Origin of the sequence: Bacillus cereus group sp. BfR-BA-01356 (genome assembly GCF_022663635.1) — a bacterium.
In the GTDB taxonomy this organism is placed as follows: Bacteria; Bacillota; Bacilli; order Bacillales; family Bacillaceae_G; genus Bacillus_A; species Bacillus_A cereus.
The window spans coordinates 19,164-34,671 of sequence record NZ_JAKUFX010000031.1; the positions used below are offsets into that span (position 1 = coordinate 19,164).

The following is a 15,508-nucleotide window of genomic DNA, read 5'->3' on the forward strand; positions in this document are numbered from 1 at the left end:
CCTTTCATTATGGTGTAAAGCGACTGAATTTAAGTGGTCCGTGAAATATCTTTTCAGCTAATGAATCACTCTGACGAATGTATTGTTCGTAAGGAGGAATCGTGTTGACATACATAAGCCAAATTGCGCCTTTTTGATCCATAATTGTGGAAAGTTCTAGTTCGAATAATGAAGAATAAGACTGATCTAGTGTTTGGAATACTTCATTTATAATGTCGTGTAAAGCGTCTTGCAATAGTTGCACACCTGTACTAGATAGTACGTATTTAATTTTTGAAAATGAATGCAATGAATCATCGTCTGTTGCTGAAGGTAAAAGTTGATTAGGAAATGAACTTTTTTGTATAAATTGACCGATAATATTCCAAGTTTGTTCTTTGTTTTTGTGCAAAATGGTTCGAATGTGGAGTGGGTATGTTAATTGATTTGGTGGTTGTAGCATGGTATGCACTATGTAGCGTGATGAACGTATGTTAGATTTACACCAAGATATAAATTCATCTGTCCGCTTGATTGGAAGAGAAGTATGGTATTTTTCATTTACTGTATCGATATGAAACGTTTTATTTTTGTAAGCGACTCGATATAAGTTATCTTTAGAATGTATATTAGTGGGGCGTATAATAATATCTTTAGTTTTTAACAACAGTTTGAAAATGTTTTGTATCGTTGCCACTTCAAATTTGGGTATATAAGGAGACAGTTTTTTATTAGTGAGAAATAAATCATGTAGTTCACTTAAGTTAATAAGTGTGTTATTTAAAAAGGTAGTGGAAGGACGGTTGTGCAAAGAGTGAATAATTGATTTTGCTTTTTCAAAGTCTGTTTCCTCGTGAAAAGAATAACGATCATATATATAAGAAGGAATAGGGAATGTTTGCTCTTTCCATTTTCCTGTATCTGTATCGTAAATAAGACCAGAAACAAGGTCTGTTTTAGAATCAATACAAAATGGCGTAAACTGGGCAACGACATTATGATAAAGCCGAGCTCGTTTAGCGATTTCGGTGTAATACGTTTGCTCATAATGAAGTTTAGAAGTTAAAAGGCCGAGAACCAACGAAATCACTCCTTTACTACTATTTGCATAATAGGCGAAGCTATATATTGCAAATACGTTTTTATACCATTATACTTTTGTCCGTATGATGATATGCTATAGTTTTGGAGAAGTGAAAGGTTGATTGTAATGAATATATGGTTAAATATGTTAACGACGACAGGACTCGGAGCAATTATTGGGGGATACACGAATCATTTAGCGATAAAAATGTTATTTCGTCCTCATCGTCCTATTTATATCGGAAAGTTTCAAGTTCCATTTACACCAGGGTTAATTCCGAAGCGTCGTGATGAACTTGCTGTTCAATTAGGAAAAATGGTTGTAGAACATTTGTTAACACCAGAAGGAATCGGAAAAAAGCTAACAAATGAAGAGTTTCAAAAAGGTTTAATCCACTGGGCGCAAGTGGAAGTGGATAAAGTAATTACGAATGAACAATCACTGCGATATATGTTAGAAAAATGGAATGTAGCGCATGTAGAAGAAGAAGCGACTCGAAAAATCGAATATGTGATTACAGAAAAAATTCATGCATTTTTAGCAGAGTATTATACATATACATGGGAACAGGCTTTACCTCATTCTGTACATGAAAAGATAGAGAATGCGATTCCGAATGCCTCGGCGTTTATTTTAGAGCGAGGAATTAGCTTTTTTGAAAGTGAAGAAGGGAAAGCGCGTCTCTCAAAAATGATTGATGATTTCTTTGCTTCTCGTGGAACGCTACTTAACTTAGTTGGGATGTTTTTAGGAAATGTAAGTGTTGTGGATCGTGTGCAGCCAGAAGTTATTAAGTTTTTAGGGCAAGATGCTACAAAGCAGCTTTTAACTGACGTACTGCAAAAAGAGTGGGAAAAGTTAAAAGGAAGAGATGTAAAAGAATTAGAAGCATTTGTAGAGAAAGAAATGATTGTAAGCTCCGTGCTGTCAGCAGTTAAAGTAGAGGAAACAGTGAGTAAGTTTTTAAATCAATCTGTTCAGCAAGTATGTGAACCAGTTCGAGAAACAATTATTGAAAAAGTGGTTCCAAGTGCAGTAGCGAAAGGCTTAAAGTGGGGAACAGAAAATGTAGAGAGTGTACTAAATAATCTACACCTTGCGGAAATTGTCCAGCAAGAAGTGTCTACATTCTCAATAGAAAGATTAGAAGACTTAGTTCTGTCTATTACGAAAAACGAATTGAAAATGATTACGTATTTAGGAGCGTTATTAGGCGGAATGATCGGGCTCGTACAAGGATTGTTACTATTGTTTCTTAGATAATAAGGTGAGTACATAGAAATAAAAGTGAAATTTCTTCACATCTCTTGCATAGTTTGATATGGTAAGAAGAGGTGCGTATGTAAATGCACGTAAAAGGCAGTGCGAGTGAAAAGCGCTAGCCTTCTAAAGGAGGAAAAATAAAATGACAAAGAACATTCATGATGTTGCATATGAATTACAAAAAGCAATCGCTGAAAACGAAGACTTCAAAACTTTAAAAGAGAGCTACGCAGCAGTTCAAGCTGACACAGCTTCAAAGAACTTATTCGATGAGTTCCGTACAATGCAACTTAGCCTACAACAGAAAATGATGCAAGGCCAAGAAATCACTGAAGAAGACAACCAACAAGCACAAGAAGTTGTAGCTCGCATTCAACAAGATGCTAAAATTACAAAATTAATGGAAACTGAGCAACGCCTAAACGTTGTAATCGGTGACGTTAACAAAATTATCATGAAGCCACTTGAAGAATTATATAGCGCGCAACAACAAGCGTAATGAGAGAAGACGCTCCTAGTATAGGGGCGTCTTTTTCAGTGACAATAAAGTTGTTTAATTTTAGTCTAAGAAATGTAATAACCACCTACTAAAATTAACTTTTAGGTGGTTTTAAAGTTATTTAAAACTTAATTTAATTGTTGTAGCCTGTAATTTATAAAAATAATAAAGTTGGTTAATTCTTCTTCAACTAATGCCCCTTATTGAAAAAGTAGCTTGCTCCATTTACTAAATTTTCATCCTATTTTACATAGCTTAATCTGCCTCAACATCTTTTTCACCTAAATTTTGAACAAATCTTAATAGATAACCATCAGGGTCCATAATTAAAAATTCTTTTTGTCCCTTTAATTTAGTATCAGCTCTATACCAATTCTCTTGAATATCAAATTTAATTGGATACTCGTTCTTTTTCAAACTATCATATAGTGGATTGATATCATTTATGATAATTTGAAAATTAATTCCTCTTCCGTAGGGATAAGATAACTCCCCAGTACTCCAATGACCATTTACTTCTTCAATCATAATCTGGCAGCCATTTAAAGACAGTAAAGCAAACTTATCCTCTGGTCTTTGATATTCAATTTTAAACAGGAGAATTTCCGAATAGAAATTTAAACTTTCCTCCATATCTGAAACTGATAGCTCTGGTATTAATGCATTGAGTTTGTGCAAAAATGCTGCCCCCTTTGCTTAAGTTATTGATTATTATAACACTCACTATAAATTCTTCTTCCATTAAACTACTTCGTTAGCCCTATAAGAAGTAAACAAGTTTATTATCTCTACACACGTCTTTTTTGTTTGTTATTTTTTGAAATACTCCGTTTTAATGTTTTTCTCCTTCAAAAACTCTTCAATTTCTTTTTGCTTCCTACCATTAACTTTCTCAAAGCGCTTTGTAAAAGAGAAATCAGTTTTGAATAAGTTACCATCTTGAGCGAATTTTTCTATTTCCTGATCTAATTCTACTGAAAGTGCTGTAGATGCTGAAATATAATTATGAATTTCCTTCGAAGGCTGTTTGTAATCAGCAGGAATCGTATTGTTACTAATAAAATGATGGAAGTTCGCATCGTTTTGTTGAGCTAAATCTATTAGTTTTTGTAATTTATCCCGGTCGGACTCAGTAACCTTCTCGTCAGACATGGCTGACGAAAGTGGAACGATGTTTTCGTATAACTCTCCGCTATAATCTAAATAAGTTTTTATATTTTGCTTCATTTCGTCTTCATTAATAGTTTCGTTTTTCTTTGAGGAACTAAATATATTTTCTGGAACTTTAATAGCAACATCTTTAATAGATTGTACATCGTTTTCTTCCTTAGGTTGTGCACTGTTTGAACAAGCTGATAGAAATAAAAGAGTAAGTAGCATGAGTGAATATAAAGTATATTTCTTCATTTTAATCTCCTTTTACATTCATTAGTGTCTTTGTAAAATAGCAATATTCCATTTCAAATACTTTACTAAAAGTGCATATAGATGTTTTACCATTTGATAAGATATGACGGATATGAGTAAACCGACGCAAAAAGCGATGAACACATTATAAACATCGGAATAACTAATTTGATGAAACCCTTTAAAGAATCCTAATCCTATTAATAAAATAGGCGAAATAATTAATACTGGCGTGGCAATGATAAGTGCTAGAAGAATCGGTAATAAAAAGAGTAGTACGAAAAAGGCGATAAAGATAAAGGCAAAGTTTAAAACACTTAAGCTCATAACAGAAAAAAGTGCAATTATCATATTTTTGAAGCTTCGTTTACTGTCAGCATTGCTTATTGCATAGGAAACAGTAAGTTCTTTAGCAATGGTTTTAGGGTTTCCTAGCTTTTTAGAAATTTCCTCTTCAGATATTCCATCTTGTTTACCACTAATAAAATGAGTTTCGTACTCCGAGATAATATCCTCCTTTTCTGAATTAGGCATATTCCGTAGGGAAGAACTAAGTTGTTCTAAAAATTCACTCTTGTTCATAACGATCACTTTCCTTTATAAAATGATGAATTATGGCTGAAAATCCTATCTTTTTTCTAAGCAGCACACACAATCTATATCTACTTTTTGAAAGGAGATATACTAATCGTGAATAAAATTACAAATAATGGGTATTCCATTATTTACAAATATATCACTTACTATTATTCTTTGCAAGGTACTATAAATTTGTTAATAATGTGAATAGGTGGAAGTATTTTTGTACATTTTTAGAAGAGATATAAAAATGTTATTTTAAGATAAACAAAAGGTTGTAAGCGCATTCTTTAAATCTTGTCAAAATAATGTCAAATTCATATTGTTGGAAAAATAATGCATTTGTAATATAATGATAAATATACTTCACCAGCTTAATTAACTAGGTGAAATTAAAATCTTTATTACACACATTATGAAATAAAGGGATGATTAGTTTTGAGTACAGGTGTAAAAGCAAACGACGTGAAGACAAAAACAAAGGGAGCAGATCTTGTTGTTGATTGTTTAATTAAACAAGGTGTTACACATGTTTTCGGTATTCCAGGAGCAAAGATTGACTCTGTATTTGATGTATTGCAAGAAAGAGGACCAGAGTTAATTGTTTGTCGTCATGAACAAAATGCAGCATTTATGGCAGCTGCTATTGGTAGATTAACAGGGAAACCGGGCGTATGTCTTGTAACTTCAGGACCAGGGACATCAAATTTAGCGACAGGTCTTGTTACTGCGAATGCGGAGAGTGATCCCGTTGTTGCTTTAGCTGGTGCAGTTCCGCGTACGGATCGATTAAAACGTACACATCAATCTATGGATAATGCTGCACTATTCGAACCAATCACAAAATATAGCGTAGAAGTAGAGCATCCTGATAATGTGCCAGAAGCATTATCAAATGCATTCCGAAGTGCGACTTCTACAAATCCAGGAGCAACTTTAGTAAGTTTGCCGCAAGACGTTATGACTGCGGAAACGACTGTAGAGTCTATCGGTGCGCTTTCTAAGCCACAGCTTGGAATCGCTCCCACACATGATATTACATACGTAGTAGAAAAAATAAAAGCAGCGAAATTACCAGTTATTTTACTCGGTATGAGAGCAAGTACAAATGAAGTGACGAAAGCTGTTCGTGCATTAATTGCGGATACAGAGCTTCCTGTTGTTGAAACATATCAAGCAGCTGGTGCGATTTCACGTGAGTTAGAAGATCATTTCTTCGGCCGCGTTGGATTATTCCGTAATCAACCAGGTGATATTTTACTAGAAGAAGCAGACCTTGTTATTTCTATCGGTTATGATCCAATTGAGTATGATCCAAAGTTCTGGAATAAACTTGGCGACAGAACGATTATTCATCTTGATGACCATCAAGCAGATATCGACCATGATTACCAACCAGAGCGTGAATTAATTGGTGATATCGCTTTAACGGTAAATAGCATCGCAGAGAAATTACCGAAACTTGTATTAAGTACGAAATCAGAAGCAGTGTTAGAACGATTACGCGCGAAATTATCAGAACAAGCAGAAGTTCCAAATCGTCCTTCAGAAGGTGTTACGCATCCACTTCAAGTGATTCGTACACTTCGTTCTTTAATTAGTGACGATACAACTGTTACATGTGACATCGGTTCCCATTCTATTTGGATGGCGAGATGTTTCCGTTCTTATGAACCACGTAGATTATTATTTAGTAACGGCATGCAAACGTTAGGTGTTGCACTTCCTTGGGCAATCGCAGCTACTTTAGTAGAACCAGGTAAAAAAGTAGTTTCCGTATCAGGTGACGGTGGTTTCTTATTCTCAGCGATGGAGTTAGAAACGGCGGTACGTTTAAATTCTCCAATCGTCCATCTTGTTTGGAGAGACGGCACATATGATATGGTTGCATTCCAACAAATGATGAAATACGGCAGAACATCAGCTACAGAATTTGGCGATGTTGATCTTGTGAAATATGCGGAAAGTTTCGGGGCGTTAGGTCTTCGTGTTAACACGCCTGATGAATTAGAAGGTGTGTTAAAATCCGCGCTAGCAGCAGATGGTCCTGTCATTATTGATATTCCAATTGACTATCGTGACAACATTAAATTAAGCGAAAAATTATTACCAAACCAATTAAACTAATGGAGGCAGATTTGAGATGACTGTTGCGCAATTAATTGATATTGATGCGAAAAAAACGAAAACGAGTAATGAAGTATATCAAACATCTACAATGCTTGCGCTATTAGATGGTATATATGATGGTGTAATTAGCTTTGAAGATTTGAAAAAACATGGTGATTTCGGCATCGGCACATTTGATCAATTAGATGGTGAAATGATTGCATTTGATAATGAATTTTATCATTTACGTTCAGACGGTTCAGCAGAAAAAGTAGAGCCAGAAGAAACAACGCCATTTGCGACTGTAACGTTTTTTGAAAAAGAAATGAGTTATAAGGTAGAGCGTCCGATGAATCGTGAAGAAGTTGAAGCGTTATTACATGAATTAATGCCAAGTAAAAACTTGTTTTACGGTATTCGAATGGACGGTACGTTCCGTGAAGTAAGGACGAGAACTGTTCCAAGACAAGAAAAACCGTATACACCGCTCGTTGAAGTGACGAAATCACAACCAATCTTTTCATTTGAAAATACAGAAGGTACGCTTGCTGGATTTTGGACACCAGATTACGCACAAGGTATTGGGGTAGCTGGATTCCACTTACATTACATTGATGATGAAAGAAGCGGGGGCGGACATGTTTTCGACTATGTTATAGAAAACTGTACGATCCAAATTTGTCAAAAAGCTCATATGCATTTAGCACTTCCAGAAACAGCTGATTTTATGGCGGCTGAATTATCAAGAGAAAATTTAGAGGATAATATTGCAACTGCGGAAGGTGCAGAGTAAGAGGGAAAGACTGTTCCATTTTGGAACAGTCTTCTTTTATTCGTAATGTTATTATTTGTCGATAAATCGATATTTCTTGTCGAACCGTTGATATATTGTAAGTTACGATAGATATATTTGAAAAATCGTTGATATCGCTTATTTCTTTGAAACAAACGGATGCCCCTCATAATAAAAACGCCACGGATAATGTACAGCTTCTTCTGCATAGTCGATATTAATACGAGGTCCTGCTGTTATTTTATATTGTGATGATATGTGTTCTTCTTTTGGAACTAATTCAATATGTAACGTATCATTTTGTAACGATACGCCGCGTTCTTTTAAAGTAATTCCGAGTGCACGGCATAGTTTGCCAGGACCGTTTGTTAAATTTTTGTACTGCGCTTTTGTAATTTCGGTCTTATTGTAGCGCGCTAGTTTTATTTCTGCTATTCCATCTACTGGCTCAAGGGCTCGAATGAGAACACCTTGCGGGGTGCCCACTGGCGCTGTAATAACGTTAAAGCAATGATACATACCGTAAATTAAATATACGTAAGCATGTCCTGGTGCACCAAACATAACTTCTGTGCGATCTGTCCGTCTGCCTCCGTAACTATGTGCGGCCTTATCATCTGGGCCTTTATATGCTTCTACTTCTACAATGATTCCGCTTCGCTTTATTCCGTCTACAATATGAACAAGTTTTTGCCCGAGTAATTTTTTTGCGACTTCTAACGTATCGCCTTCATAAAAAGAAGGAGGTGCCTGCATTGTACTATCTCCTTTGCTAAGTGTATATGTATATAGTAAACCAAATTTTCAGTAGTAATTCTAACTCGTTCTATTTGCTACATTTATTTCATAAATTATGGATAGAGTACAACAGCGAAGAGGGGGAGTGCGACATGATTTATCGCTTACTAGCTCTTAATATAGATGGGACACTACTATACAACAATGGAAAAATTGCAAAAGGATTAAGAGAAACAATTGAATTTGTGAAAAGAAAAGATGTATACGTTACGTTATTTACGAGTCGTAATTTTCAATCCGCTCATAAAGTAGCAAAGGCGTTAAAATTAGATTCTATATTAGTGACACATGGTGGTGCTTTCGTTTCAGCAACGTTAGATAAGCCGTACGTTCAAAGAAGATTATCTGAAGAGAAGACTTTTAACATTGTGCAAGTGTTAGAGCACTTTGATTGTAACGTACGCATTTCTCATGAACGGTTTTCGATAGGAAATCGTGAGAGAAATACACCAAACTTAATTGCGCGCACTGTATTATCAAGCGCAGATCCGTTATTTTATCCAGTTCAATTTGTAGATTCGTTAGGTGACGCGCTTCGTGACCATCCGGTAGCAGCGCCAAAAATTGATGTTATTTTCCAAAGTAAAGGTGAAAAAGAAAGAGGACTGAACACATTAAGAAAAGCGTTCCAAGATGTAGAGTATGTTGAATGTGATTCAAAACGAATAGAAATTTTACCGCAAAATGTATCAAAATTACGTGGACTACAATTGCTTGGAGAGCATTTAAATATTTCGCTAAATGAAATGGTTGCGATTGGAGATAGTATGGAAGATTTAGAGGTTATTGAAAACGTGGGACTTGGGGTAGCGATGGGGAACTCGCCTGTAGAATTAAAGCAAGCAGCAGATTGGATTACACGTTCAAATAGCGAAAACGGTGTAGAGTATATGATTAAAGAGCATTTCCGTAAGCAATTCCCGCTTCCGTTTTTGAAGAATCATAAAAATACACCGAAACGATGAAAGAAAAACGTAGCTTTTTGGCTACGTTTTTTTGTTGAGCTTATTAAAAGGAATGGAAACGTTTTAAATTGTGAATTGTGTATGGGATTCATACAATTCACTTGAATCCTTCAGAAAACTAATGTAAAGGGGATGATGTTGTCAAAATAGTTACACCACATGAAATATTCTTCAGATTAATTTTATTGGGCTCCCATACGTAAAAGTATTTCCGCATGACAGTTTAGTTCACGTATTATTTCAAAAATGAATTGTAGTAATTTTATTAAGTAGTTGTAGCGTTCCTTTGTTGTATTTAAATGGATTATTTTAAGTTAATGTGAGTAAGACCTGGTACATATGAAATGTACTTCTTTTTGTGGTTTTAGGAAGTTTAAAAGGGGGAATGAATTTCTTGAGGAAATCATTTAATCAAAAAATTAAAAAGTTAAGTAGTAGTTTAATAGTTGTATTACTAATATGTATGAATTTTTTAATCCATTTACCATTTAAAGCAGAGGCAGCTACAACAGAATTAAAAGGTTTAGGTGATGTATCTTATTACAACGCCATCATTTTTGGAGATCATAGTGCAACGAGTGCGGATATTGAAGGTGCGATGGCTGTTCAGAAAAATATGAACGCATCAAGTTATACAGTCGTAGCGGCTGCAACTGGAGCAAATAACTTAGCTGGAGCAACTTGGGTAGATGAAGGATATCCATCATTATTACTAGGCGGTCAATTTACGAAAGCTGGAGCAGGACAGGTAATTATTCAAGATGGAACAGTGGCGATGACAAAAGACGGTGACCCAGATGGCGCAATGAAAACATCGTATGACCGTATCTCTTATAAAGAGCAAGCGGAGATTGATGCTAAGTTTAAAGAATTTAGAAAAGACGTTGATGGTGTAATTGGGGATGCAAGTAAACTACACACTGATAAGCCAAAACCTAATATGAGCTTTGGAATCGGTGAAGATGCAAACAACCCTAATATTTATGTCTCTTCAGGTCAGACGGGAAAGAAAGCATTCGATGTAAAAGACGTTTTTCTTCCGAATGTAGAGAATAAAGATTTTATTGTTATTTATTCAGATGCAGAAGAAGTGAGTTTTGGTGGCGGTGCAATTTTGTATGATACAAGAAATACTGGGATGGCGACGGATTTAATTAATACATCTCAAGCATATGACCCTAATTCATCTTTTACTGAGTTAGCTAGTAAGGTAATTTGGGTATTTCCTAATGCTACAAAGATAACAACTAAAGGTTATGGTGTAGTAGGTAGTGTGTTTGCACCTAATGCAGTTGTAGAAACAAAAGGTGGTTCTATTAATGGACAAGCCTATGTTGGAGGATTACACCAAAGAGATGGTTTTGAGGTTCATAACTTTAAATTTAACTGGCCAAAATGGAATAAACCAGCAGCTGAAAAAGGACATTTACAAATTAAAAAAGTTGATGAAAACGATGAAAACATTGTTTTAAAAGACGCAAAATTTGATGTTATAGACAAAGATAATAACGTTGTGGCTACTGTTACAACAAACGAAAAGGGTATTGCGGAAGTTAAAGATTTACCACTTGGTGACTATTTTGTAAAAGAAATAAATGCACCAGAAGGATATATAAAAGTTGATACACCAGTCAAAGTAACAATTGATAATACAAACGTAATTGAACTTGTTATGAAGAATACGAAAAGAGTAGAGAATGGCCAATTTAAATTATTGAAAAAAGATAGTGAATCTGGTCAACTTCTGCCAGGTGCAAAATTTGATGTTATCGATAAAGATGGTAATGTTGTGGAAACAATTGTTACAGGTGATAAAGGCGAAGCCTTATCGAAACAACTTCCAGTTGGAAGCTATACATTAAAAGAAGTAGAAGCACCGAAAGGATATGAATTATCATCTAGTTCAGTTTCTGTTGATGTAAAGGCTAATAAAGTAGTGACTGTAGATGTGGTGAATAAAAAGATCCCCGAAAAAGTAACAGGTCAATTCGAAATTGTGAAAGTAGATGCGGAAGATAAAACGAAAGTATTATCAGACGCAGAATTCGAAGTGTATAAAGACAGCAAGAAAGTAGATACGTTACGAACAGATAAAACTGGTAAAGTAATTTCTCAGAAATTAGAACCAGGAACATACACATTAAAAGAAACGAAAGCACCACAAGGATATAAATTGCTAAAAGAAGAAATTGAAGTCGTTGTGGAAGTAAACAAAGTAGTAGAAGTACAAGTAGAAAACGCAAAAGAACTAGGAAGCTTACAAGTAATCAAAAAGGATTCGGAGAGTGGAAAAGTTCTAGCAGGTGCAGAATTTAAACTGAAAAATGAAGCTGGTCAAGTAGTTGGAGAAGCGAAAACAACAAATAAAGACGGTGTTGTGAAATTCGAAAGCTTAGTGCCAGGAAAGTACACGTTAGAGGAAACGAAAGCGCCGGAAGGTTATAAAGCGCTAGAAGTGACAGTAGAAGTGAACGTTGTAGCGAACGAAGTAGTAAAACAAGAAGTCATGAATGAAAAAGTAATGGGTCAATTCGAAATCGTGAAAGTAGATGCGAATGATAAAACGAAATTGTTATCAGGTGCAGAATTCGAAGTGTATAAAGATGGTAAAAAGGTAGCGGAACTGAAAACAGATGAGAGTGGAAAAGTGATGTCACCGAAATTACCGCTAGGTGAATACACAGTGAAAGAAACGAAAGCACCAGCGGGCTACAAACTTTCAAATAAAGAATGGAAAGTAACAATTCAAAATGAGAAAAAAGTAGTAAAAGTAGAGGCAGAAAACGAAAAAATCTTAGGTTCTCTACAAATTATTAAAATGGATGATAAAGATCAAACGAAACGCTTAGCAGGCGCAGAATTTACATTGAAAGATGCGAAAGGAAATGTTGTAAAAGAAGGAATTACAACAGATAAGTCTGGAACGGTTAAAGTAGACGGACTTGTGCCAGGTGAATATACGTTAGAAGAAACAAAAGCACCAGAAGGTTATGAGTTAACAAAACAAATAATTCATGTAACAGTTGACGGTGAAAAAGTTATTGATGTAAAAGTAACGAACGGTAAGAGCCTTGGTCAATTCGAAATTGTAAAAGTAGATGCGGAAGATAAAACGAAAGTATTATCAGACGCAGAATTTGAAGTGTATAAAGATGGTAAGAAAGTAGATACATTACGAACAGATAAAACTGGTAAAGTAATTTCTCAGAAATTAGAACCAGGAAAGTACACATTAAAAGAAATGAAAGCACCACAAGGATATAAACTACTAAAAGAAGAAATTGAAGTCGTTGTGGAAGCAAATAAAGTAGTAGAAGTACAAATAGAAAACGCAAAAGAACTAGGAAGCTTACAAGTAATCAAAAAGGATGCAGAGAGTGGAAAAGTTCTAGAAGGTGCGGAATTTAAATTAAAGAACGAAGCTGGTCAAGTAGTTGGAGAAGCGAAAACAACGAGTAAAGACGGTGTTGTGAAATTCGAAAGCTTAGTGCCAGGAAAGTATACGTTAGAAGAAACGAAAGCACCAGAAGGTTATAGAGCGTTAGAAGTAACAGTAGAAGTAAATGTTGTAGCAAATGAAGTAGTAAAACAAGAAGTTATGAATGAAAAAGTGAAAGAAGAAATTACAGGTCAATTAGAAATTACAAAGGTAGACGCTAATAATACAAATAAAATATTAGCAGGCGCAGTGTTTGAAATTTGGAAAGACGAAACAAAAATTGACACATTAACAACAAATAAGAGCGGTAAAGCAATTTCTCAGAAGTTAGAACCAGGAGATTATATTTTAAAAGAAATCCAAGCGCCAGAAGGATATACTTTATCCGATAAGGAAATGAAATTTACGATTTCTAATGAAAAAATTGAATTTGTAAAACTTCAAATTACAAATAAAAAAGATACAGAAAAAGGTCCGGAAAAACCAGGTGAAGGAACAGAAAAACCAGGTGAAGGAACAGAAAAACCAGGTGAAGGAACAGAGAAGCCAGGTGAGGGAGTAGAAAAACCTAATTTACCAGAAAAAGGACAAGGTTCTTCTAATAATCAACAACTTCCAGCTACAGGACACAATACGAATTACGTTCCATTCATCGGTTTTATGCTTCTGTTACTAGGAATACGTTTAAGATTCATGGCTAAAAATAGTTAACGGATGTATAAAAGGCATCAGAGATATATAATCTCTGATGCCTTTTAAGTGAATACAGATAAAATGAAAATATCTATATGGAATGATAAATATGTTAAGCTTCAATTACGCTAAGCATTCTGTTTATAAATGCAGCTGCGTGAGCACGTTGTGATGGTCCTTTTGGTACGAATTGATTAAATTCATTACCTTTTACAATTCCATATCCATACACTCTTTGTACTTCTTCTTTAGCGTAAATTAAGTTTTGGTCTACGAATGGTAGTTCAACTTGTTTTGCAAAAATACCAGCGTGTTTTAGAGAACGATCGATCATAATAACAGCTTCTTCGCGTGTAATTGTAGTATTTGGATCAAATGTATTATCACCACGTCCGCGGATTATGCCTGCGCTTGCTGCACGATTAATACCGTCTCTTAAAGATGGGTGTACTTGTTCTAAGTCTGTGAAATTAGCATTTCCACTTGGTAATTGTAAAGCACGAGTAATTAATGTAGCAAATTCAGCACGCGTTACAAGACGTTCTGGGAAGTACTTGCCGTTCCCTTCTCCTTGCATAATGCCTCTAGCTGCTAATTGACGAATGTCTTGTTCATACCATCCACCTGTAATGTCATCAGTTACGGGATTTTTTTGGTTTTCCTTATAGTATGTTTCAGTTCCTTTTAAGAAAGCATCCCATTGTCCGCGTTGAATCATAAACGCAGGGCAGTTTTTTCCTGACCAAAATTGGTGTTTTTGGACCTTATCTAGAGAAATATTTAAGTCGTTCATTAAATAAGCTGCCAATTTACGCGCATTTTCTACCGCTTTTTCATAGTTTCCATCTTGATTAACGGCAATTTCAATTCCGATAGATTCATAGTTTCCAGTTTTATTTCCAGCATGCCATCCAACTTCATTTACTGGAAGATGTTGATAAATTTCTTTATCATCTACTGTGAAATGCCAAGATGCAGCGCGATCAGCTGTTCCGCGTGCTTGATTATCTAAGAATTTTGCATGATTCAGAGCATTAGCACCTTTCGCTGTATTAGCCGTTTCGTGAATCGTAATATATTTAGGCACCATCGGGTAGCCAGGGCGAATATCGTCATTTCCTTTTGGGACAATCATTTCTTTAAATGTAACGCCATAAATATTGTTTGTTTGTAGAGCTTCTGGCGATCTCAATAAACTATTTTTAGCAGTACGACTGTTTTTTAATAATGAAGCTTTTGTACCTTCAAATGTAGCAGAAGGTGCATAAATCCATTTTGCTGTTTCATTTATTTGGACTTTAAACCAATTTCCAGCTTGTTCAGTAGGAGTTATGACTTGTGGCTCTAGTTTTCCTTCTTCTTTAAACGATTGGAACGGAAGTGCATGTATGGAAGCTTCTTCTTTTACGATTAATTTTTGGTTAGATAGTTTATGAATCTCTTGAACTTCTAAGCTATTATCATTGTTATCTATCCATCCAGCGCCAGTTGACGTGGTTATGTAATAAGCATTTCCTTTTTTCTTTGTCGCCGTTACGACTTGTTCTGTAATCTCGATATTCGATTTGTTTTTTAAATCATTCGCGGTATATAATGAATGTTTTTTTGAAGTGTATAGTAGGAATTGGCCAGTAACCTCGATATCTTCTTCATGAGTACTATGCTCATTAACATGTTCTTTAATACTTTTAAAAACTTGATCCTCCGTATATACTTCGGCGGATTTTTCAGCACTCTCTGCAAATGAATAAGTAGGTGCAAGAACAGTTTGTAATGCAAGAGAGAGAGTTAAAACACTATAAAATTTCTTTTTCATATTTGTTTTTAACACATTAGATTGTGGAATCTAGTGTTAACAGTCCTCCTTTTTATATTGTATTTTCACTATGTATCGATTTTA

The 15,508-nt window shown here is 35.1% G+C and carries 12 protein-coding genes; 6 read left to right on the top strand and 6 right to left on the bottom strand.

Features of this window, described 5'->3' with window-relative positions:
* Nucleotides 1-7: 7 nt before the first annotated feature.
* Nucleotides 8-1,060, bottom strand: coding sequence for a YheC/YheD family endospore coat-associated protein (locus tag MR168_RS13330; protein WP_086411382.1), 1,053 nt, complete (start codon nucleotides 1,058-1,060; stop codon nucleotides 8-10).
* A gap of 129 nt (nucleotides 1,061-1,189) precedes the next feature.
* Here MR168_RS13330 and MR168_RS13335 point away from each other — a divergent pair, with 129 nt between their 5' ends.
* Both MR168_RS13335 and MR168_RS13340 read left to right on the top strand, forming a co-directional pair.
* On the top strand, nucleotides 1,190-2,326 hold the full coding sequence (locus tag MR168_RS13335) for a DUF445 domain-containing protein (protein ID WP_140159330.1): 1,137 nt from the start codon (nucleotides 1,190-1,192) through the stop codon (nucleotides 2,324-2,326).
* Between the two features lie 142 nt (nucleotides 2,327-2,468).
* Nucleotides 2,469-2,825, top strand: a complete 357-nt coding sequence (locus tag MR168_RS13340; protein WP_000164614.1) for a YlbF/YmcA family competence regulator — start codon at nucleotides 2,469-2,471, stop codon at nucleotides 2,823-2,825.
* Between the two features lie 255 nt (nucleotides 2,826-3,080).
* On the opposite strand, the gene MR168_RS13345 is transcribed toward MR168_RS13340, so the two are convergent.
* The 3 genes from MR168_RS13345 to MR168_RS13355 form a co-directional block, all read right to left on the bottom strand.
* Entirely contained in the window at nucleotides 3,081-3,503 is a 423-nt protein-coding gene (locus tag MR168_RS13345) for a bleomycin resistance protein (protein ID WP_086411380.1), read from the bottom strand.
* 132 nt (nucleotides 3,504-3,635) lie between these two features.
* Nucleotides 3,636-4,232, bottom strand: a complete 597-nt coding sequence (locus MR168_RS13350; protein ID WP_075716849.1) for an NDxxF motif lipoprotein — start codon at nucleotides 4,230-4,232, stop codon at nucleotides 3,636-3,638.
* 21 nt (nucleotides 4,233-4,253) lie between these two features.
* Nucleotides 4,254-4,814, bottom strand: coding sequence for an HAAS signaling domain-containing protein (locus MR168_RS13355; protein WP_023521266.1), 561 nt, complete (start codon nucleotides 4,812-4,814; stop codon nucleotides 4,254-4,256).
* Between the two features lie 435 nt (nucleotides 4,815-5,249).
* On the opposite strand from MR168_RS13355, the gene alsS reads away from it, so the two are divergent.
* Together alsS and alsD are read left to right on the top strand one after the other, a co-directional pair.
* Nucleotides 5,250-6,938 carry an acetolactate synthase AlsS gene (gene alsS, locus MR168_RS13360; protein ID WP_000103510.1) on the top strand — a complete coding sequence of 563 codons (1,689 nt, stop codon included), beginning with the start codon at nucleotides 5,250-5,252 and terminating at the stop codon, nucleotides 6,936-6,938.
* Between the two features lie 16 nt (nucleotides 6,939-6,954).
* A complete protein-coding gene (gene alsD / locus MR168_RS13365) occupies nucleotides 6,955-7,713 on the top strand; it encodes an alpha-acetolactate decarboxylase (protein WP_044306520.1) in 759 nt (252 codons plus the stop codon).
* 138 nt (nucleotides 7,714-7,851) lie between these two features.
* Here the strand turns inward: alsD and MR168_RS13370 are convergent, their stop codons facing one another.
* Nucleotides 7,852-8,469: a DNA-3-methyladenine glycosylase gene (locus MR168_RS13370; protein WP_001148783.1), complete on the bottom strand. Its 618-nt coding sequence runs from the start codon at nucleotides 8,467-8,469 to the stop codon at nucleotides 7,852-7,854.
* A gap of 134 nt (nucleotides 8,470-8,603) precedes the next feature.
* Here MR168_RS13370 and MR168_RS13375 point away from each other — a divergent pair, with 134 nt between their 5' ends.
* A complete protein-coding gene (locus MR168_RS13375; protein WP_000640415.1) occupies nucleotides 8,604-9,476 on the top strand; it encodes a Cof-type HAD-IIB family hydrolase in 873 nt (290 codons plus the stop codon).
* Nucleotides 9,477-9,870: 394 nt separating this feature from the next.
* Complete coding sequence (locus MR168_RS13380) at nucleotides 9,871-13,626, top strand: MSCRAMM family protein (RefSeq protein ID WP_242291345.1); 3,756 nt, start codon at nucleotides 9,871-9,873, stop codon at nucleotides 13,624-13,626.
* A 94-nt stretch (nucleotides 13,627-13,720) separates the two neighbouring features.
* Here MR168_RS13380 and MR168_RS13385 read toward each other — a convergent pair whose 3' ends face one another.
* Nucleotides 13,721-15,424: an S-layer homology domain-containing protein gene (locus tag MR168_RS13385; RefSeq protein ID WP_044307491.1), complete on the bottom strand. Its 1,704-nt coding sequence runs from the start codon at nucleotides 15,422-15,424 to the stop codon at nucleotides 13,721-13,723.
* Nucleotides 15,425-15,508: the final 84 nt, after the last annotated feature.